The sequence below is a fragment of the Desulfotomaculum defluvii genome, assembly GCF_054657375.1.
This window is the reverse complement of record NZ_BAAHYV010000006.1, coordinates 82,486-103,544: the sequence shown is the minus strand read 5'-3', so window position 1 is coordinate 103,544 and position 21,059 is coordinate 82,486. Positions and strand designations below refer to the sequence as shown.

20 protein-coding genes and 1 pseudogene are annotated in these 21,059 nt (G+C 40.9%); 4 read left to right on the top strand and 17 right to left on the bottom strand.

Features of this window, described 5'->3' with window-relative positions; genetic code table 11:
- Positions 1 to 80 precede the first annotated feature (80 nt).
- From ACYQ03_RS03220 to ACYQ03_RS03205, 4 genes are all read right to left on the bottom strand, one after another.
- Positions 81 to 1,196, bottom strand: a complete 1,116-nt coding sequence (locus tag ACYQ03_RS03220; protein WP_459907594.1) for an aminopeptidase — start codon at positions 1,194 to 1,196, stop codon at positions 81 to 83.
- Between the two features lie 265 nt (positions 1,197 to 1,461).
- A complete protein-coding gene (locus ACYQ03_RS03215; protein WP_459907593.1) occupies positions 1,462 to 2,469 on the bottom strand; it encodes an aldo/keto reductase in 1,008 nt (335 codons plus the stop codon).
- Between the two features lie 193 nt (positions 2,470 to 2,662).
- Complete coding sequence (locus tag ACYQ03_RS03210; protein WP_459907591.1) at positions 2,663 to 3,349, bottom strand: hypothetical protein; 687 nt, start codon at positions 3,347 to 3,349, stop codon at positions 2,663 to 2,665.
- Positions 3,350 to 3,597: 248 nt separating this feature from the next.
- Positions 3,598 to 4,827 carry a M48 family metallopeptidase gene (locus ACYQ03_RS03205; protein WP_459907590.1) on the bottom strand — a complete coding sequence of 410 codons (1,230 nt, stop codon included), beginning with the start codon at positions 4,825 to 4,827 and terminating at the stop codon, positions 3,598 to 3,600.
- Between the two features lie 301 nt (positions 4,828 to 5,128).
- Between ACYQ03_RS03205 and ACYQ03_RS03200 the strand changes: the two genes are divergently transcribed.
- Positions 5,129 to 6,508, top strand: coding sequence for an RsmB/NOP family class I SAM-dependent RNA methyltransferase (locus tag ACYQ03_RS03200; RefSeq protein WP_459907589.1), 1,380 nt, complete (start codon positions 5,129 to 5,131; stop codon positions 6,506 to 6,508).
- A 15-nt stretch (positions 6,509 to 6,523) separates the two neighbouring features.
- Complete coding sequence (locus ACYQ03_RS03195; RefSeq protein WP_459907588.1) at positions 6,524 to 7,246, top strand: pseudouridine synthase; 723 nt, start codon at positions 6,524 to 6,526, stop codon at positions 7,244 to 7,246.
- Positions 7,247 to 7,305: 59 nt separating this feature from the next.
- Here ACYQ03_RS03195 and ACYQ03_RS03190 read toward each other — a convergent pair whose 3' ends face one another.
- The 8 genes from ACYQ03_RS03190 to ACYQ03_RS03155 all read right to left on the bottom strand — a co-directional run bounded on the left by ACYQ03_RS03190 (position 7,306) and on the right by ACYQ03_RS03155 (position 14,768).
- Positions 7,306 to 7,551: a hypothetical protein gene (locus ACYQ03_RS03190; protein WP_459907586.1), complete on the bottom strand. Its 246-nt coding sequence runs from the start codon at positions 7,549 to 7,551 to the stop codon at positions 7,306 to 7,308.
- 123 nt (positions 7,552 to 7,674) lie between these two features.
- Positions 7,675 to 8,352, bottom strand: coding sequence for a deoxyribose-phosphate aldolase (gene deoC, locus ACYQ03_RS03185; RefSeq protein ID WP_459907585.1), 678 nt, complete (start codon positions 8,350 to 8,352; stop codon positions 7,675 to 7,677).
- An 11-nt stretch (positions 8,353 to 8,363) separates the two neighbouring features.
- Complete coding sequence (ybaK, locus tag ACYQ03_RS03180) at positions 8,364 to 8,855, bottom strand: Cys-tRNA(Pro) deacylase (protein ID WP_459907583.1); 492 nt, start codon at positions 8,853 to 8,855, stop codon at positions 8,364 to 8,366.
- A gap of 46 nt (positions 8,856 to 8,901) precedes the next feature.
- Positions 8,902 to 11,091 (bottom strand): DNA topoisomerase III, encoded by a 2,190-nt coding sequence (locus ACYQ03_RS03175; protein ID WP_459907581.1) that lies wholly within the window; start codon positions 11,089 to 11,091, stop codon positions 8,902 to 8,904.
- A gap of 13 nt (positions 11,092 to 11,104) precedes the next feature.
- Positions 11,105 to 11,797, bottom strand: coding sequence for a DUF1048 domain-containing protein (locus ACYQ03_RS03170; protein ID WP_459907580.1), 693 nt, complete (start codon positions 11,795 to 11,797; stop codon positions 11,105 to 11,107).
- A gap of 51 nt (positions 11,798 to 11,848) precedes the next feature.
- Positions 11,849 to 12,637 carry a transposase gene (locus ACYQ03_RS03165; RefSeq protein ID WP_459907578.1) on the bottom strand — a complete coding sequence of 263 codons (789 nt, stop codon included), beginning with the start codon at positions 12,635 to 12,637 and terminating at the stop codon, positions 11,849 to 11,851.
- Between the two features lie 81 nt (positions 12,638 to 12,718).
- On the bottom strand, positions 12,719 to 13,999 hold the full coding sequence (locus ACYQ03_RS03160) for a 4Fe-4S dicluster domain-containing protein (protein WP_459907577.1): 1,281 nt from the start codon (positions 13,997 to 13,999) through the stop codon (positions 12,719 to 12,721).
- A gap of 118 nt (positions 14,000 to 14,117) precedes the next feature.
- A complete protein-coding gene (locus tag ACYQ03_RS03155; RefSeq protein WP_459907575.1) occupies positions 14,118 to 14,768 on the bottom strand; it encodes a nitroreductase family protein in 651 nt (216 codons plus the stop codon).
- Between the two features lie 258 nt (positions 14,769 to 15,026).
- On the opposite strand from ACYQ03_RS03155, the gene ACYQ03_RS03150 reads away from it, so the two are divergent.
- Complete coding sequence (locus tag ACYQ03_RS03150; RefSeq protein ID WP_459907574.1) at positions 15,027 to 15,926, top strand: RluA family pseudouridine synthase; 900 nt, start codon at positions 15,027 to 15,029, stop codon at positions 15,924 to 15,926.
- Between the two features lie 140 nt (positions 15,927 to 16,066).
- A complete protein-coding gene (locus tag ACYQ03_RS03145) occupies positions 16,067 to 16,534 on the top strand; it encodes a CarD family transcriptional regulator (protein WP_459907572.1) in 468 nt (155 codons plus the stop codon).
- 176 nt (positions 16,535 to 16,710) lie between these two features.
- On the opposite strand, the gene ACYQ03_RS03140 is transcribed toward ACYQ03_RS03145, so the two are convergent.
- The 5 genes and pseudogenes from ACYQ03_RS03140 to gap all read right to left on the bottom strand — a co-directional run bounded on the left by ACYQ03_RS03140 (position 16,711) and on the right by gap (position 20,984).
- The gene (locus ACYQ03_RS03140; RefSeq protein WP_459908725.1) at positions 16,711 to 17,919 is read right to left on the bottom strand and encodes an NADP-dependent isocitrate dehydrogenase; all 1,209 of its coding nucleotides are present in this window, start codon (positions 17,917 to 17,919) and stop codon (positions 16,711 to 16,713) included.
- 209 nt (positions 17,920 to 18,128) lie between these two features.
- Positions 18,129 to 18,665 (bottom strand): 2'-5' RNA ligase family protein, encoded by a 537-nt coding sequence (locus tag ACYQ03_RS03135; RefSeq protein WP_459907571.1) that lies wholly within the window; start codon positions 18,663 to 18,665, stop codon positions 18,129 to 18,131.
- Positions 18,666 to 18,718: 53 nt separating this feature from the next.
- A pseudogene (locus tag ACYQ03_RS03130) lies at positions 18,719 to 18,838 on the bottom strand (YjbQ family protein); the annotation flags it as partial.
- Positions 18,839 to 19,019: 181 nt separating this feature from the next.
- Entirely contained in the window at positions 19,020 to 19,802 is a 783-nt protein-coding gene (locus tag ACYQ03_RS03125) for a GntR family transcriptional regulator (protein WP_459907570.1), read from the bottom strand.
- 159 nt (positions 19,803 to 19,961) lie between these two features.
- A complete protein-coding gene (gap, locus tag ACYQ03_RS03120; RefSeq protein ID WP_459907568.1) occupies positions 19,962 to 20,984 on the bottom strand; it encodes a type I glyceraldehyde-3-phosphate dehydrogenase in 1,023 nt (340 codons plus the stop codon).
- Between the last annotated feature and the right edge of the window lie 75 nt (positions 20,985 to 21,059).

Genomic DNA, 21,059 nt, shown 5'->3' with positions numbered 1-21,059 from the left:
ATTATTTCGATTATAAATGAAAAAGCGAAAAATATCTACCCCTCTATTTTAAAAATGCTGTATACAAAAAACAAAAGGTGTTACTTCAGATTCTCTGGGTTTAACCCTTGCAACTCAGGTAAAACAAGACGTCCATCTTTGCGAATAAGCTTATCATCAAAATAAATTTCGCCGCCACCAAACTCGGGTGTTTGAATATAGACCAGATCCCAATGAATGGCTGACTTATTGCCATTAAAACATTGGTCATAGGCACTACCCGGAGTAAAGTGAATTGAACCGGCAATTTTTTCATCAAACAAAGTATCTTTCATGGGTTTTGTAATATAGGGATTGACACCCAGGGCGAATTCCCCTACATAACTAGCCCCTTCATCAGTAGTAAAGACCTTGTTAATCCGTTCTGTATCATTAGCTGTGGCTTTGATAATCTTTCCATCCTGAAATTCTAATCGGATGTTCTCATAGGTGAAGCCCTGATAAACTGCTGGAGTGTTATAAGTAATATAACCGTTTACAGACTGCCGCTCCGGTGCCGTATAGACCTCCCCGTCCGGAATATTTCTCCTTCCGGCGCATTTAATTCCGGGCAATGATTTAATGGAAAAGCTCAGGTCAGTTCCTTGACCTACAATTCTTACTCGATCCGTTTTTTCGATTAGTTCTACCAATGGATCCATGGCTTGGGACATCTTAGAATAATCTAAATTACACACCTTAAAGTAAAAATCCTCAAAGGCTTCGGTGCTGGTATTGGCAAGTTGTGCCATAGAGGATGAGGGATAACGTAATACCACCCACTTGGTCTTAGCCACCCGAATATCACCATGAACTTTATTCCAAAAATGTTTAAAGTAAAGTTCCATTTTTTCTGCAGGTACATCTGATAACTCCGATGCATTGTCTCCAGAACGTATACCAATATATGCATCCATTTGATTCATTCTGGCCGCTTCGAATTCGGCCAAGGCCATCATTTGTTCTTTGCTAGCCCCCAGTAAGAGTGCCCTTTCCACCGAATTGTTCTTAATAGTTGTAAAGGGAATCCCTCCAGCGGCATAAACTTCATTGATAATTTCCCTTACCAAGGAGAGTTCTAGGCCAATGTTTTCAATAAGGATTTTTTCCCCAGGCCTTATTGCACAGGAATAATTTACAAGGTTTTTAGCTAGCTGAGTTATTCTGGGATCTACCATTTTATACCTCCCCATCACATATTGAAGGCCCATGATATGTAGCCTCTTAGACACTGTTATAAATGCGCAGGCCATGGGCCGTGTGCCTTGTGCCATGAGCTAAAGACCCTTAAGCAAAACATAAGAAAAAAATCCCAAGGCCCATGGCCCTCTCCCAAGGATCCTAAAGCTGATGGCTAAACTAGATATATCTAAACTATATATATTATATTTAAAAGTATCACTTTCATTCTTTTACAGGTACCCTTGACAATGGCAGGGAGCGTTATTCTGCTAGTATTCCTCCGGCCTCTGACAATAACTTGCGAATAGGCAAACTGTAGGGACATTTTTCTTCACATTGACCACATTCAATACACATATCTGCCTTTGCTTCAAGAGCCTTATAGCGCTCCTTGGCCCAATCTTTTAAATCATAACGGTTATAATAACCCTCCAGCAGGAACACTGTTGGAATATCAATTCCCTGGGGACAGGGCTTGCAGTATTCACATCTGCGACAAAATACTGGACCCAGTTTTTCGGTTTCTTCTTTTAAAGCAATTCTTTCTTCTTCCCTGAGTGGAGTAAATTCGTTGCCAAGCTGGGCATTCTCCTCTATCTGCTGCAGCGAATCCACCCCAGGAATAATTGTGGTCACCGGTTGTTCTAATAGGTACCCCAGTGCCAATCTAGCATTGCGCAATGCCCCCCCTGCCATGGGCTTCATAACAATAATGGCGGTGTTTGTCTGCTGAGCCATAGCTAGTAATTCCTTGGCTTCGGTTTCCACCGCATTAAAGGGGAACTGTACAGTTGCAAATTTACCTGTTTTTAAAGCTTCGACCAAAGTTTCCTGGACATGACCGGTAATACCAATATGACCTATTAAGCCTTTACTTTGTGCTTCCTTTAAAGCCACCAGGGCTCCATTAGGGCTTAAAATCTGCTCTAAAGATTCGTGATCTTTGACATTGTGGCATTGGTAAAGATCGATATAGTCGACCCCCATGGTCGTTAAACTTTTTTGTATATCAGCAGTCATCCCATCTTTAGTCCTAGCCATGGATTTGGTAGCTAGGATGGCTTCTTTTCTCCTCTGTTTCAATACTAAACCCAACTTAGCCTCACTGTCAGTATAGCCCCTTGCGGTATCAAAAAAATTAATTCCTAGATCTAAGGCCCGGTTTACTAGGGTAACGGCCTCCTGTTCAGTAACTCGCTGAATAGGAATACCCCCAAATCCGATAACAGATACCTCAAGGCCTGTCCGTCCCAATGTCCTGTATTGCATTGACTTGCCTCCTCATATTATGGTAAATCCATTTTATCATACTTATGGGACATGACCTACGGGTTAGCTCTTAGCCGTTAGTCATTAGCCATTAGCTTTATCTTTTAGATAAGGGTAATTACTAACGGCTAACGACTAATAGCTAATAGCAAAAACAAGGGAAAGCCCCGTGTTTTTGACACAGGGCTTAGGACTAGTCACTTAGTTTTTTTCGATAGGCTGCTTCCACGTAGTGGGGACAGCACTTAATGTAATTCTTTTTACAACAGGCGTATTCATAAAATTCCTTGCAACTGTCTTTTATTTTAATTTTTCTTAACCTACACCAATCTCCATCCTTATAATCGCAGCAATCAGATACTTTACCATAATGTTTGTATTTTATTTTCCCTATTTTTTCAAGATAGTAGGGGCAATTTTTATGGTAATTAGAATTGATACAATTATGACGATAGAAGGCTCTATTTTTTTCATACATGTTAATACCCCTTAGCTCACACACTTCATTTATAAGGTAGGGGCAGCGGTAGGCAGGCTTAAAATATCGGTTAGGTTTTATAGTAATCACTTTATCACAAAAATAGGAACATTTATCATAGTACTTGGAAGTGCAGCAAGTATCATCATAAAAGCTCTTATGCTTTTTACATACATGATATTTGGTTAAATCACATTTGTCTTCATAAATATATGGACAGCTGCGGGATGCCCCAATAAAATGATAGGTCTTAGCTGCGTAAACTTTCCTAGTGAGATTCGGGCAATTTTTTAAATACTCCGGATGACTGCAGGTATTTTTAAAAAAATCTCCATCTTCTTTTATGTTGATCTGTGTTAACTTACACATATCCCCCTGAATATAAGGACACTGATCACCCAATCTATTCACCTCCCAGACGTCTTTCTTCATTCTATTCCTGAGAAGTAAAAATGTTGCCATGTTATAGTCAGGAAGTAAGAGGGCGTCCCCTTACTTCAAAATATTTACTTTTGTTAAGCTAAAACCTCTAAACACAACATGCACAAAAGCCCAAGGCTCAGGGCTCACAGCCATCTCTAAAACTAGCCACTAATGGCAACAAGGGAGTGTCACCTAACTAATTATTATTAGTTTCGACACTCCCTTTACTAATGAACATTTATCTGTTGTAAGGTATGGATTCGGTTTAAAACAGAGGGGTGCGAATAACTAAACCACTCGATAAAGGCTGGAGGTGATACATCGGCTGAATTTTTAGCAACCAGGTTTACCTGTAGGCGAACCGCAGCCTGGACATCCCCTGTTAACTGCACTGAGACCCGATCTGCCTCCTGTTCCATGCCCCTAGAAATGGTGCTTTGTAAGGGGCTGGCCGCAAAGGAAACTGCTGTAAAGAATAACAGGGTCAGGGCCCAAGTATAGGGGGGGAAATGTGTTCCTGGCGGCAAACTCGTCTTGATGAAGATAAACAACAGCCCCCATAAGATAAAGTTACTGAAAATACCTAGGGTTAAACCCTTTACAATGTGCCCCTGTTGCCAGTGGGCCATCTCGTGGGCCAGAACAGCCTTTACTTGATCCGGCGGGTAGTCCTTTAACAGTGTATCATAAAGGACTATTTGTTTTGTCTGGCCCATACCGGCAAAGTAAGCATTGGCACGGGTAGTTCGTCTACTGGCATCCATCACCTGCACCTCATCAACCGGTATGTCTGCCTTAGTAGAAAGCTCATTGACCATGCTAAGTATCGCAGGATCCTGGACTGCTTCAAATCGATTAAACATGGGGGAAACCACCAGGGGCCAAACAAAATTTTGAGCCACCAACCATATTGACAGCAGGGAGGCTGCCACTAACCACCATGCCCTGGGCCAACGCTTGAGAATCCAAAAGAATAATAATACTCCTATGATCATAATAAACAGTTCTAAGCCAATGGCTTTTAGGGTATCACCCCACCAGGCGTTAAATGTTTGGGTGGAAAATCCCCATTTTTTTTGTAAGTAGTAACCACTAAAGTAGTTTAGTGGTAAATAAAGGATCTGCAGTATCGACCAGAGAGTTAAAAAAAAGAGTAAACTACTGCCATAATAACTTCCCCCAGTTACTTGTTGAGCCCAACGAGACATTACTCTGACTTTGCCGCTCCAAAGAAACCAGAATAATAGGGAAACCTCCACCAGTACACTAGTTATTAATATTAATTGTTGAATTCGGCTATGAACCCGCCCCTGGCTTATCTCCTCAGCAGAAAAATATTGCCAGGCCTCAGGTGAAACTTTACCGGGAAATATTATAAACCATAGGTAAAGCAGAGCAAAACCAAAAACAATCGCCATTAACCCTAGCCAGAGTCCCTTTGCTCTTGGCTGCATCATAAACACCCCCCAAAAGGTAAATAATTCTATTTATCAGTCTACTGCTGATGTTCTTCATTTATGACTTTACTGGACGATCCATGATCACTATTGTATAATTTTAGCCATTATGTCCTATGTTAAAAAAGTCTAATTGTGGTAGTCACACTAACCCCCATGACTCTCAGTCACTAACCACTGATGAAAATATTAACTCTATGTATAATATTACATCAGCAGGGGGTGCTAATTCGATAGGATTAGTTTTCTAAATAAGCCCAAGGCTCATGGCTCAGGGCCCTTTACGAAAGGAACTACATAAATGAAATTACCCACGGGTTTTTTAACTAAAATGGAACAACTGACAGGTCAAAAATATCCTCAATTTCTCCAAAGTTATGAAGCATCCCGAACTGCTGGGTTACGGGCCAATGGCTTAAAGATATCTGCCGGCGAATTAGAAAAACTCCTAGATATAATAGAGGAACCAATTCCCTGGAGCAGTGATGGTTACTATTATCCTGAAGCAACCACACGTCCGGCAAAGCATCCCTATTATTATGCGGGTCTATATTATATCCAAGAACCCAGTGCCATGTTGCCAGCGGAACTTTTAAAGCCGCGACCAGGAGAAAGGGTATTGGACCTATGCGCTGCCCCAGGTGGCAAATCTCTTCAATTGGCTGCCCAACTTGCTAAAGAAGGCTTGCTGGTGGCAAATGACCTACAACCCCAGAGGGCTCGGGTTTTGCTTAAAAACATTGAACGTTACGGAGTGGTCAATGCCATTGTTCTTAATGAAGCTCCCCAACATTTGTCCAAGGTATTTAGTGGCTTCTTTGATAAAATATTGGTAGATGCGCCATGTTCCGGAGAGGGCATGTTTCGCAAGGAGCCAGATATGGCAAAGGACTGGAGTGAAGAAGAAGTTATCAAATATGCTGGTTGGCAGAAGGAAATTTTAAAAGAAGTCCCAGCTTTATTAAAGCCCGGTGGAGAAGTAGTTTACTCCACCTGTACCTTTTCCCCAGAGGAGAATGAACAGCAAATTGAGAAATTCCTAAATCAGTATCCTCAGTTTAAATTAATTAAAATGCAAAGAATATGGCCCCATTTGGTGAAGGGTGAGGGTCATTTTGTGGCTAAACTAAAGGATAATAGATTACCTGAACAGGTACCCCCTACTATTAATAAAAAGCTTCTAAAAAAAGCTGCTCCCACCATAAGCGAGGATACCAAACAGTCCCTGGCTGAATTTTCGCTACAAGTCTGGGGAAATAAAAATACCTGGCAGCAGTGGCTGCCTAGCGGCGGGCAGGTATTAGAACGAAATGGCCACATTCTCTGGGAAAACCTGGCTTTGCCCCCTTTACGTGGTTTGAAGGTCCTTCGTTCTGGTTGGCTTTGGGGAACAATTGAAAGGAAGCGTTTTAGACCAAGCCCCGCCTTAGCTCTAGGTCTTCCTGCAAAGGCCGTAACAACTGCTGTGCAAAAATTACATTTATCTGTTAAGAATACCGAAGAGCTTTCACTGGCCCTTCGCTATTTGCGTGGCGAAACTATTCAACTGGAGGGAAAACTCTGGCCTAAGGGGTGGCACCTTGTTTGTTTGGATCATTTCCCCTTGGGATGGGCAAAGGGGGACGGAAATTGGTTAAAGAACGGATTCCCTCCTGGTTGGCGTTGGATTGATGGTGATTAGATAAGGAGGATAAAATTGGCCGAAAAGGAAAAATTGCGTTTAGACAAGCTTTTAACCCATATGGGCCTTGGCACCAGAAAAGAAATAAAAAAGCTTATTAAGGCAAAACAAGTGGTGATTAACGGTGCTGTGGCCAATGACCCAGGGGTGCATGTTTATCCAAAAAGCGACATCATTGAGGTGCAGGGAGAAGTTATTGAATACAGAGAATATATTTATCTTATGTTAAACAAACCCCAGGGTTTTTTGTCAGCCACAGAGGATGCTTCGGAAAAGGTAGTCCTTGACCTATTGGAACAAAAATATCAAACCTTCGACCCTTTTCCGGTGGGGCGATTGGATAGGGATACCGAAGGCTTACTCTTATTGACAAACAACGGCAAATTGGCTCATCAGCTGTTATCACCAAAAAAACACGTTCCCAAAACCTATTATGCTCTAATTCAAGGTGTGGTCACTGAAAAGGATGTAGAAGCTTTCGGACGTGGTGTCAAGCTGGAAGATGGCTACCAAACAATGCCAGGTCACTTGAAAATACTTCGCTCTGATTTAGAGTCAGAGATTGAGCTAACTATTTATGAGGGGAAATATCACCAGGTTAAACGGATGTTCGAATCGGTGGAAAAAAAGGTTACTTTCTTAAAAAGACTTAGCATGGGCCCCTTGGTCCTGGATCCAGAGCTGAAACCTGGAGAATACCGTGAATTAACCGAAGAGGAAATCGGCTTATTACTGTAATGAAAAAACAAAAGCCCTCTGCTATCTCGCTTCATTAAGATGGCAGAGGGTTAAATTTACTATAGAACCTTTTTTAGTTTTTCTGCTTCAAAGGGCTTAACAAAGGTGTTTTTATTTTCATCAATATATAAGATTTCTACCATTTGATCCTTTACATTCAGGACTCTACCCTTAATTTTGGTGCCGATTACATTGACCGGTGTTTTTCTAGTTAGTTGTTTAATGTTTTGAGATTGACAATAGGTGCATTCCCCAGCAAAACTAGCAATTCTCTTACAATCAACACAATAACTTAATTTTTTCACACTTATACCCTCCATATTGTTAATATTAAAGCCTGGCAGGTATTGAATTTAACTATATAAATTATAGAAAATTAGCAAAATTCCTTTTTCTTTGTGAAAAAATTTATTTTTTTGTTGAAGTTTCTATGAGCAAACTATAGCAACTCCGGCACTGGTTCCAATCCTAGTTGCCCCAGCTGCGAGCATCCCTTGGGCATCTTCTTTACTTCGTATGCCTCCCGATGCCTTTACCCCGATGGTGGGTCCAACGACCTGACGCATAAGGCTAACATCCTTTAGGGTGGCTCCACCGGTGGAAAAACCTGTGGAAGTCTTAACAAAATCTGCACCGGCAGCAACTGCCAAGCGGCAGGCCCGAATTTTCTCTTCCTCTGTGAGAAGGCTGGTTTCAATAATGACCTTGACCAAGGCCTTCCCCCTGGCTGCAGCCACCACTGCCTGAATATCACGTTCTACCCAGTGGTCCTGTTTTTCCTTTAAAGCACCAATATTTATAACCATGTCCACCTCTGTGGCCCCATATTCAATGGCCCTTTGGGTTTCAAAGGCCTTCACTTCCGGCAAAGTGGCTCCCAACGGAAACCCAATCACCGTAGCTACCTTGATCTCAGGTGTGTTCTTTAAAATATTGAAAGCTGTTTCCACCCATACTGGGTTGACACAAACTGCAGCAAAACCGTATTCCTTTGCCTCAAACGCTAATTTTTCTATTTGCTCTTTGGTCGCCTCAGCCTTTAATAGAGTATGATCAATGGTTTTAGCTATAGTGTCAATCGTTTTCTCATCCTTTCTTTTAGCCATATCTTTGTCCTTTAGCTGGTGGCCAAACCTTTCCTTAAATCAACAATCTCTGCCTTGGTAATCTCGGCTAAATCAGTTAGATTTAGTTCGATTTGGATCCCAATTTTACCACCACTGACAATAATTTTATCCAGTTTTTGGGAGCTGTCATCAATAAAGGTGGGGTAGTGCTTTTTCATACCAATGGGTGAACAGCCACCCCGGATATATCCTGTAAACTTTTGGATATCCTTCACAGGTATCAAATCAACCTTTTTTTCACCTGTTGCTTTGGCAGCTTTTTTAAAATCCAACTCCTCTTCCACAGGCATGATGAAGACAAATAAATTTTTACTGGATCCTTGGGCCACCAGCGTTTTGTAGACCATCCGTGGATCTTTTCCCACTTTATGAGCTACTGAAAGACCATCTATTTTACCGTCTTTATTATCATAACAATAGATATCATAATGTATTTTTTGACCATCCAAAATTCGCATGGCATTTGTCTTAACCTGTGCCATTTAAAGGACCTCCCTTTGCTCTATAAATTGCCACCATTCCCTTTCTTTAATGCTTAAGCTTTGAAAGAGCTTCCGCAAAGGGGTTATTTGAGAAATTATTATTTGTGTCCTGATGCTTTAAGTATTTGCTTACATCCTTTTTGGATACTTTACTGCCCTTTTCTGTTTGCCTTCTTTCCTGGAAAGAGGCCAGTTTTTCCCGGAACCCACACTTGCAGACAAATATTTGGCCAGCCCCTTCCCCATGTAGTTCCAAACGCTTATGGCACTCTGGACATCTAGCATTGGTTGTTTTACTTAGACCTTTTCGGTAGCCACATTCACGATCTTGACAAACAAGCATCTTACCCTTCTTACCATTGACCTCCAACATGCGTTTGCCGCATTCAGGACATTTAGTGCCCGTTAAGTTATCATGTCTAAATTTGTTTTCACTTTGTTTTATTTCTTGTACCACTGCCTTGGCATAGTCTCTGATCTCGCAGAGAAAGTGCTTCTTAGTTTGTACACCCTTGGCAATGGCTTCAAGCTCCTGTTCCCAGCGGGCTGTCAGGGCAGGTGAACGTAACCCCTCGGGAACCAGTTCCAGGAGTTGCTTGCCCTTAGAAGTTATATAAAGGTGCTTTCCTTTCTTCTCAATCAAGAAGCTATTGAACAGTTTTTCTATAATATCTGCCCTGGTGGCCACCGTACCAAGTCCACCAGTTTTGTCTAGGGTTCTTAGTAACTCCTTATTTCCCTGGGGCATATATTTGGTTGGGTTTTCCATGGCAGTCAACAGGCTGCCCTCGGTAAAGGGCTCCGGTGGTTTAGTCTCCCCTTTGGTTTGGTTTAGGGATAAAACCCTGAGAACTTCTCCCTTGTTGATGACGGGTAAAATCTGTTCTACCAGACTACCACTGCTATCATCCTCTTCCTCAACCTCATGTTGATAGACTTCTTTCCACCCTTGGGCCAGGACGACCTTCCCCTTGGCCACAAAAAGCTCCTCACCAATTGCTACTTTGATGGTGGTTTGCTCGTATTCATAGGGAGGATATAATACCGCCAAAAACCGTTTGATCACTAGATCATAGATCTTCCTTTCCTGATCACTGAGTGAACTTACTAAAACAGGCTGTTCTGTGGGTATAATGGCATGGTGGTCAGAAACTTTACTGTCATCTACAAAGGACTTATTGGGTTTAATCGGGTTTTTGAGCACCTTATAGGCTAACTTGGTATAGGGTTGATCACTGCAGGCCTTTAGTCGATCCGGCAAGGTGGTTACGATATCCGAAGATAGGTGCCGGGAGTCGGTGCGTGGATAAGTTAACACCTTATGCTGTTCATAAAGGCGCTGCATTATAGAAAGGGTCTCCTTGGCGGAAAACCCAAATATTCTATTGGCATCCCGCTGCAGTTCAGTTAAATCGTAGAGTTGCGGCGAATAACTCTTTTTAGCCACCTTCGCTACCTCTATAACCTTGGCGGTTTTATTAGCTAGAGAGTTCAGTACCCTGTCGCAATATTCCTTATGAAAGGTTTTAATATCTTTACTTTGTCGATCTTGCCAGGTTAATTTCATTTTATCTGTGGTGGCAGTGATACCATAATAGCTTTGGGGCTTAAAGTTTTTAATTTCCTCTTCTCGTTTGGCAATGATGGCTAGAGTAGGGGTTTGCACCCTACCACAGGATAACTGGGCATTATATTTACAGGTCAAAGCACGGCTGGCGTTAATACCCACCAACCAATCTGCTTCAGCCCGGGCAACTGCCGAGGCAAACAAATTTAGATAGTCTTTACCATCTCTTAATTTTCCAAATCCATCTTGAATAGCTTTATCAGTTACGGAAGAAATCCAGAGTCGCTTAATGGGCTTGTTTACATGGGATTTTTCAATGATCCACCTGGCCACAAGTTCCCCTTCACGCCCAGCATCAGTGGCGATGATGATCTCCTGAACATCCTTCCTATTCATCTGCTCTCGCACAGCATTAAATTGTTTGCCACTTTGTCTAATGACTACCAGCTTTAGAGGAAAGGGGAGCATGGGTAAATCCTCTAGTCTCCAGGTCTTATATTTCTCGTCATAGGTCTCTGGATCTGCCAAGGTTACTAAATGTCCCAAGGCCCAGGTGACGATATACTTTTCTCCCTCCAAATACCCATTGCCCTTCTTATGACACTTTAAAACTCTGGCTATATCCCTTGCTACAGAAGGTTTTTCAGCTAATACCAAACTTTTTTGCATGTTATTGATCCTTTCAAGACTTCATATTATTGATACTTTGCATTGCCTTGACGATTAGAATGATAGCCGCAAAGGCAGCTGCAATATAATAAAGTTTTGTGGTAAAAAGTACGTAGGAACTAAGTTCTCCTGATATTAGGACTAGTAACGCAAAAATAGTTCCTATAGCAAAACCACTAATTAGGCCAGTTTTTTTGCGTATGCTTTTATTGGTGGACAATTTAAAGCTGTTTTTACCAATATACTTGGTAGCAAATATTGCTGCTAAGATAATAATTAAAGCACTTACCAAAAACCCTGCATTAACCTGATAACTAAGCAGTAATTTTTTATAATGTACCATCCTAGGCAGGTGTTGGAATACTAGGTCGATAAACCACAATAGGATCAGTGTATTCAGCAACATCTCCAGATTAGCAAGGTGTCTTTGCCATTTAACCCCCCGGGGCTGTTTTAAGGCTGTGGCTATCAATTTATCACAATAACCCCGATAATCATCTCCTATGGCCTGCTCAATTTTTTCACCCCTGGCCTGGGTACTTAGAAACAGCTCCAGTATTTCTCCAATAATTTCCTCCACAGTATATTCATCCACCGGACTGGTGCGCAGGTAACACACCATAGCATTATAAATTGCTTCGTTTACAGGAGTCAGTTCCCTACTCAATTCATAATTTCTCCGAATCATTCCCTGAAGATCCTTCATCGGCTCCCCTCACCTCGTGCGACACCGGGGACGGTTCTCGCTGTCGCAAAATTATGCTCTAGATATGATATCTTTACTCAGTCCCGTTATTTTGGATAACTGACGAACAGAGATCTCCATGCTGTCTTTTATTTCTCTAATTAGTTTATCCCTGTTCTTTCTATTGGTACAGGTCTTTAAGCCCTTTAGGCTTTGACCATATTGGCCTAGTATAAACTCTACAGCTTGCCTGAGCTCTTTATCATCATTGGCAGACTCCGGCAGATCATCTATATCCATAAAGCTATCATCGTTCTCTTCTAACGTGAATCTCACAAAAATATTAATAGCTGTTATTCTATCTTTGGATAACATAGATAGTATAAAATCAGTATCCGTAAAATTATGCTCCACTTGATTCGGACTTACATAAGAGGGGTAACTACTCCATTTATAATGGCCGGGGTCCTTCGATACATGACCTTTTACCGGATTGTTATGTATATATCTAACTGCTGTAAGTAAATATGAATCGTCTTCTATACACTCACTACGAAACCGACCTTGAAACAAATGGCCAACCCGTTCATATTTTCTGTTAAAATAAGCAACATAGCTTACAGAAATACGCTTCATTAACTTTGAGATATTTTCGTCGCCTTCTTTAATTAGAAGGTGAACATGGTTATCCATCAAACAATAAGCATAAATACCATAATTACTAATATATTTTGTCCTTTCTAAAATGCCTAGAAACTTCTTACGGTCTTGATCATCAAGAAAAATCCTTTTCTTTTCATTTCCTCTTACCATGATATGATAAATGCTAGATTCGCTTTTTTGTCTTGAGTAACGTGGCATAAAAAACACCTGCCCCAAGATATTTTTCTCATATTATCATAACATGCGACAAGCGAGAACCGTCCCCGCTGTCGCATGGGGTTATTGTGTTGCTTTGCTAATGAGTTTCTCTAGATAGATGGACTTCATTTGCTTTGATGCGAGGGTACGTTTCACCGGAGGTAGCTTTAGGATCACATTTAATATGGCCGCCATGGCCCGGTGACTACCAAAGACTTGCTTGTCAAAGATTAGGTTCTGTAACATACCTTTGTCAATGGCCATCAATACCACACGATGGACGGAGTTTACAGGGGTAATTACCCGTTCCTGGCGAGACTCTAAGACAACCCCTTTGTAAGGGCAGGAGCGAACACAAATGCCGCAGCCCAGGCATATTTCTTCATCAACCCTGGCTACTTTTCTTTTTCCGGGATCATTGCCCTGAGGGGAAACCAAGGTGATGGCCCCTAGGGGACATACTAGGGTACATTTGCCGCAGCCAATACACTGTTTATCTTGAATTTTTGGAATAAAATTGGTTGTATGCACTGGCTGTAGCATACCAAACTTCTTCGCTGCCACCAGACCTTCACAACAACAGCCACAACAATTACAAATAAAACTTACTTGTTCACGAACATTTTCTCCGCATTGGACTAAATTGTTCTCATAGGCCCTTTGTAGAAGTTCCAGTCCTTCGGATACCCCAACTCTGCGGGCATAACCATGTTTAATCAAGGATGCGGCAGTATTATTAAAGGTCATACAGGTATCCATTGGTGCATCACAGGCTTTACCTATATGATGCATCTTATGACGACAATAACACATGCTGATACCCATGTGAGTGGCTGTCTTAATATAATGACTGGCTCTTTCATAGTCCAAGACGTGTACAGCATTTTCATTGGTAAGTACCGGTTCTTGTACAAATACTCTCCCCAACCGGGTTTCACTGCTAAAAAATAAATCTTTGACAAAATCCTCTTCTTCATTTAGGTATTGATAAAGGAGTTCACTCAATAATTTTTGGTCAATATCACCTCTGGTCCGCATCAAGGAAAACTCAAAAAAACCAGCCATGGGTGGTGGGAGCATATACTCTGAGGTGCCATCTTTATCAACATCTAAAAGTATGGCCCGCCCCGCTAGGCGATTTAGGATTTCCTGGGTCTTCGCCTCGTCCAGTTTCCAAATCCGACTGGCTGTTTTTGCGGAAAAAGGCTTAATAGGAAGCTGTGCCACCAGTTGTGCTTCTTTCTCGGTAAACAAAAGGCTTAATATTTTATAGAGGGTTTCCGAAGGAGGTGCCCCTTGGGGGAATCTATTGAGACGTTCTTCTAATTTTTTATATCCCGATCTCGCGGATAGATGAGCCATCTTTTCACACCTTTACTTTAGTTACCTGGTATAAGTATAATACCAAATATTTACACAAAAATAAAATGCGACAGCGAGAACCGTCCCCGCTGTCGCACTGTCACAAAAAATTTCGTATTTATTCTTTAAAGAATATAACTTCATCCTCGGGTTTTCTTGGATTGACTGATGTCTCCTTCGCAGGATGACCAACTATAATAGCAGCTGTTATGATCTCAGTCTCTGAAAGGTTAAAGTAAGATTTAATTTCAGCATACTTTTGATCATTTACTGCGACTAATTCATTGGCAAGTTCACCGACAATACATGCTCCTAATCCTTGGTTCATTACTTCCAAAATCATGAACGCATAAGCTATTCCAATATTCTCAAAGGTACGGGCCATCAATGATGAAGGATTTGCGGCTAAAGACTTGGCCATATCATGGTCAAGATATCTTTTATTGATGTCTTCATCGGTCATACTTGCCCCGGAAGCACCAAACAGTTCTTTGAGGCATGCCAACTGGTGGTCCTTAACCCATGCCTGAAGTTTTCCTACACACATGATAACAGCGGGTGCTTTTTTCAGTAAAACGCCCATTGAAAAGGCTTCAGCCAGCTTATTCCGATCTTCTTCCTTGGTCACAGCAATAAATTTCCATGGTTGAATATTCTTCCAAGAGGGTGCTCTCCGACCAGCCTGCATAATACTCAATAACTGTTCCTTGCTTACAGGTTCATTTGTAAACTTGCGAACGCTTTTCCACCCAGCAATCTCTTTCAACATAGTTTATTACCCCTCTTCCTATTTATTATCTATCAGAATTTTCATGTTGCTATGTAAATTATATTTTTCTTCGTTAAGTTTTAGAAAAGTCCTTTTTAATTTTATTAAATATTTTAATAATTTTTGTTATTCTGAATATAGCTAGAAAGTATGCTAAATTGGATATTCTGTATGTTATGATTAGTTTTCACTAGATTATGTTAAAATTTAAATATTAAAGATTATATAAAATTTATCATAGAAAAGGAAGACCTAACATTGAAATCATATAATACTTATAAGGTAACTAAGGAGTACGCCGGCTTAACCGTAGAGAACTACCTAAAACAGATTTTACAATATTCTGGTAGAAAAATTCAAAAACTAACTCGACGCAAGGGTATTCTATTAAACCGTAAAGCAGTATACCTGCAAAAAAAGCTAAATGAAGCCGATATCTTAAGCGTCCTTCATTTGGGGGATTCTGACTACGGTGTTCAACCTGAAAAAGGTCCTATAGAAGTTCTCTATGAGAATAAACACCTACTTGTCATAAATAAACCAGCCCAACAGCTTGTTCACCCTACTGGTCGGACAAGTAGTGGCACCTTGGCAAATTATCTGGCCTACTACCTGAAAGAACGGGGAGATCTGCAGACCATACGTGCACTACACAGGTTAGATAGAGAAACTTCCGGCTGTGTTATCTTTGCTAAGGATTCTCGTAGTCAGTTCATACTTGAACAACAACTAAAAGATAGAACTCTTAAACGTACCTATTTGGCTCTGGTGACAGGAATAATCTCTCCAACCTTTGGAACCATTAATGCACCTATAGGTCCCCACCCCACCCTGCCTAATCGCCGGGCTATCAGTGAACAAGGAGAGCCCGCTATTACACATTACCGGACAATTAGCACCTTACCAGATGCTTCTTTACTGGAACTCTCTCTGGAAACCGGTAGAACTCACCAGATACGCCTGCATTTAGCTCATATGGGCTACCCCATCCTTGGCGACCATATGTATGGTGTGAGCTCACCTTTAATTAACAGGCAGGCTCTGCATGCCTCGGCCGTAAGTTTTACAAGCTTAGAGGATAACTGTGAAATTACTGTTCAGTCACCCCTACCGAAGGATTTTACTCAGGTTTTAGATTATTATAACCAAGAAAAGTAGGTTATTTATTGGTCTAAAGATATCCTTTCCCTTAAGCGCAGTTTTTATTGACGAACAATTACCCGTATGGTAAAATATATGTTTTGTCATTCCACTCCCGATATGTTATACTTATTATAGTACTCTAGGGGGTGAGTTTTATGTTTCATATTGGTGACAAGGTTGTTTATCCCATGCATGGGGCAGGTATTATTGAAGCTATCGAAGAAAAAGAAATACTTGGGGTAAAGAGACATTATTATGTAATGAAGATTCGAAATATGCAAGTAATGTTTCCTATAGATTCTGATCTTGGAATTAGGCCGATTGTGGAATTAGATGTACTTGAAGATGTCATTACTAATTTTAATCATGGAGAACCAGATTCAAGCCTCAATCCAAATCAAAGACATCGCAGTTATATGAATAAAATAAGGAGCGGTGATATCTACCAAGGGGCTCAGGTTATCCGCGACTTAATCATCTTGGGTAAAAAGAAGACCCTTGCGGCGGGAGATAAAGCTATGTTGGAAAATGCTCAACAAATATTGCTTAGTGAACTAGCACTTGTCAAAGGGATTGACCAAGAGGAAGCCACTGATTTACTAAATGCAGTTATAAATCACTAGTTTATTATTAACATATGTAAAAAACTGCCTTAACAGTTTAAGGCAGTTTTTTACATTTAATTTCACAATATTCTCCGCTTTGGATCCACTATTGCTTTGTACTACATTAAATTTAACAAGCAGGTCTGTTTTCTGACTATCTATGGCTAATTGAGGCCAGCTCGTTATTGCATTTCTTATTTTATCCTTTGGATTAAGCGTGCGTTAATCTCCTCAAGAAACTGTCGGGTATTTACAATCACCTTTTCTCCCTCAGCAAGAATAGCTAGATCTTTGGTCATGATTCCTTGCTCAATTGTATCCCGAGTCACTTTTTCCAACAAATTGGCAAATTGAACCAAATCATCAAGTTGGTCCAACTCGCCCCTCTTTCTCAAAGCACCTGTCCAAGCAAATAATGTTGCCACTGGATTAGTTGAGGTTTCTTCCCCCTTTAGATGCTGATAATAGTGTCTTGTTACTGTTCCATGGGCCGCTTCATATTCATAATGTCCTTCGGGCGAAACCAAGACAGACGTCATCATCGCTAAGCTGCCAAAGGCCGTGGCAACCATATCCGACATTACATCACCATCATAGTTTTTACAAGCCCAGATAAAGCCCCCGGAACTACGAATTACCCTAGCCACAGCATCATCAATTAAGGTATAAAAATACTCTATGCCCTTAGCTGTAAACTTGTCCTGATATTCTTTGTCATAAATCTCCTGAAAAATATCCTTAAAGGTATGGTCATATTTTTTAGAAATGGTGTCTTTGGTGGAGAACCATAGGTCCTGGTTTTGATCCAGGGCATAGTTAAAACAAGCCCTAGCAAAACTCTCAATGGAACTATCCAAGTTGTGCATACCCATGAGAATACCTGGTCCAGCAAAATTATGGATTACTTCTTTTATAACCTGACCGTCTTCCCCGGTGAAAACTAATTCTGCTGTACCCTTTTTGTCCACTTTTAATTCTACGTCTTTATAAATATCTCCATAGGCATGTCTAGCAATGGTAATGGGCTTTTCCCATGTTTTTACAAATGGTTTAATATTATTAATAATAATCGGCGCCCGAAAAACTGTCCCATCTAAAATTGCTCGGATCGTCCCGTTAGGGCTTTTCCACATTTGTTTTAAGTTATATTCTTCTACCCTTTGAGCGTTTGGAGTAATGGTTGCACACTTTACTGCAATGCCATATTTTTTAGTTGCTTCTGCAGCTTCTACAGTAATTCTATCGTCTGTTTCATCACGTTTTTTTAGCCCTAAGTCAAAGTATACGGTTTTTAAATCTATGTAAGGTACTAAGAGAATATCCTTAATCTGTTGCCATATTATCCTGGTCATCTCATCGCCGTCCATCTCTACCAACGGAACATTCATCTGAATTTTATTCATCATTGCATCCTCCTGACCTTATTTTAAGCCTAAGGTATTATACAACATCTGAAAACATAAATGAACGGCTCCAGCTCATGCATGCATAATACATAACTGAAAACTATCCGGGACGGTTTTCAGAGCCCATGGCTCATGGCACAAGACCCTCTCACAAAATTCCTAAAGCTGATGACTAGATTTGATCAACTAACTGACTAAAGCTAAAATTAGAATTTATCTAACTCTACTTCAAACAAATAATTTATCGGATCTAAGGAAACTATGCCGATGGATCTAATGGTAACATCAATGGGGCTAAAAACCTTTAGAACCTCTGCAAGTACGCTTGGTATAGCTTCCGTAGGCGTCTCCATTGAAAGAGTACAGTGGGGGTACCAAGCTTGGGGTTTATAGTAATCCCACCCCTGCCCATCATAATCCTTAAACAAATTATGAAAAATTCGATGTATTTTAAATAACTCGTCTGTCAGGTTGGGTGCTAAAAATATTGCTCCTTTATTATGAGGAAAAATACCGATCTGGAGAAACTTTAACCTAAAGGAAGCTATCTCTCTTACTAAAGATTTTAATCTTTCTTTTGCTAATTCCACATCAAGATCTTCATAAATGGCCAAGGTAATGTGGGGTCTACCATCATAACAGGTCAGACACTTACCCTTTTCCATGCTATCTAGACTTCTCCAAATGCCCATAATATAGTTTTCGGCCTCTTCATTAAAATATAGATTTACTGCATATGTCATTGTCGACCTCCAGTATATTCACTTTATCTTATTAATTAGAATATAATCTTCTACTATAATACTTTAACATAAAAGGTTCGCCTTCGCGGTCCGTCAAACTCACAGAAATATATTCCCTGCCATGTTCCCAGCACAAGTTCGCCATCTGCCACCAGAATTGATTGGGATATCCCCTTTATTAAATAATCCATTGTATTTGATTATAAGTCAATAAGTCTGGTCTGACCCCATTTGATAAAAAGAGGCTGTTGCACAATTATGCAACAGCCTCTTTTTAATCACTTAACCTCTGTCCACCTCTGTCCACAGCTTCAAGCTGACATCATTGTAGAGATGCCTGCTTTAACTATAAAACTATTTTTCTTCAACTTCGGAAACCTGAAGAACTCCACCACTGTTAATTGTGCGGTCTCGGCTGACTTTGACTCTATAATTATATCGATCTGCCCGCACATAGTTATAAGAATACTCTAAGGGACGATTGTCGGTATAAGTGAGACGCTCCATTACCAAAACCGCTGAGCCTTCATCAACCTTAAGTTCTTTGGCTACGGGTTTATTTGCAATTGCAGCACTAATAAATTGATCTGCTTCTTCTAATACGATGTTATTTTCATCTAAGACCTGATACAGCCCTACCTCGGACAAATCCCGATCCAGGAAAACCCGTCCAACAGAGGCCTCCCAAAAGCTCTTTACATACATAATGGGTTCACCATTCATACATTGGACTTTTTCTACACAGAAGATTTCAGCACCCTCAAAAGTTTCCAAGCGAGGAAAAGAATCAAAAAGCTCTTCCGTGATCGGAATAAACCCCATTCTGAGAATCTTAGCTGTAGGTATAGCTCCCCGCTCCAAAATTTCTTCAAAAAAACCAGTTAATCTAACTAGTTTTTCTTCTACACCAATAGTACGTACAAATGTCCCTTTTCCTGGACGGCGCTCCAATAGCCCTTCATTAACCAATTCGGAAACCGCCCTCCGAATTGTTGTGCTACTGACTTCATATTTTTCTATCAACTGCTTATCTGTCGGAAAATTTTCTCCGTTGCTCCAAACCCCGGACATTATTTCTTCTCTTAATTCTTCTTTAATCTGAAAATGAAGGGGTGTTGGATTTGTCTTGTCTATCATAAAACTCACCCACCTAATAATATTACAATATTACGATCTCATTAAGGTTAGCTAGATTATAGGAGGTGTGAGTCAATTTGTCAATGCTATACCCAACAAGGCCTGGCGGATCTATCGGCCTCATGGCAAGCAATTCGTCTCTGGAACTTTCCACTAATTTTACAGACCCTTATCAACCAGCATCAAAGCTAAATCTAACACCCGGTTGGAATAGCCCCATTCATTGTCATACCAGGAAACTACCTTTACCATATTCCCCTCGATAACCATGGTGGACAGGCCATCAATAATAGAGGAGTTGGGATTGCCGTTAAAGTCTTTGGATACCAGGGGCAGGGAACTGAAGGCAAGAACCCCCTTTAAAGGTCCCTCTGCAGCTTCCTTTAAAGCAGCGTTAACCTCTTCAGAGGTGGTTAGTACGCTTAATTCAGCCACCAGATCCACCACCGATACGTTAGCAGTAGGCACCCGCATGGCAAAACCGTTTAACTTTCCTTTAAGTTCCGGTAGAACCAGGGCAACAGCTTTAGCTGCGCCAGTAGTTGTAGGAATGATGGACTGACCAGCTGCTCGGGCACGGCGTAAGTCTTTATGAGGTAAATCCAAGATGCGCTGGTCATTGGTATACGAATGGACGGTGGTCATTAAACCCTTAACAATACCAAACTTTTCGTGCAGTACTTTGGCAAAGGGAGCCAAGCAGTTGGTGGTGCAAGAAGCATTAGAAAGAATATGGTGCTGCGCCGCATCATAGGTATGATCATTAACCCCCATGACAATGGTGGCATCCACATCCTTTGCCGGTGCAGAAATAATAACTTTTTTAGCTCCTGCTTGGATATGCTTGGCAGCTTGGGGACCAGTTGTAAAACGTCCGGTAGATTCAATCACAATCTCTACCCCTAATTGGGCCCAGGGTAGTTTAGCAGGGTCAGTTTCTGCACATACTTTTATTTCCTGATTATTAACAATGATACTATTTTCGGTACAGGAGACCTCTGCATCAAATTCTCCATGTATAGAATCATACTTCAATAAATGGGCTAGGGTTTGGGGATAAGTAAGGTCATTAACTGCCACAATTTCAATGGGCGACTCCTGTTGCAGTAAACCCCTTTTAAACATAGCTCGGAATACATTTCTGCCAATTCTCCCAAATCCGTTAATTGCAATTTTTGTCATTTAGATACCCTCCGTTTTAATAAATTTGTTTGGTTAGCTAGCTAAATAATATTGACTTATATCTTTGTAGGGCTA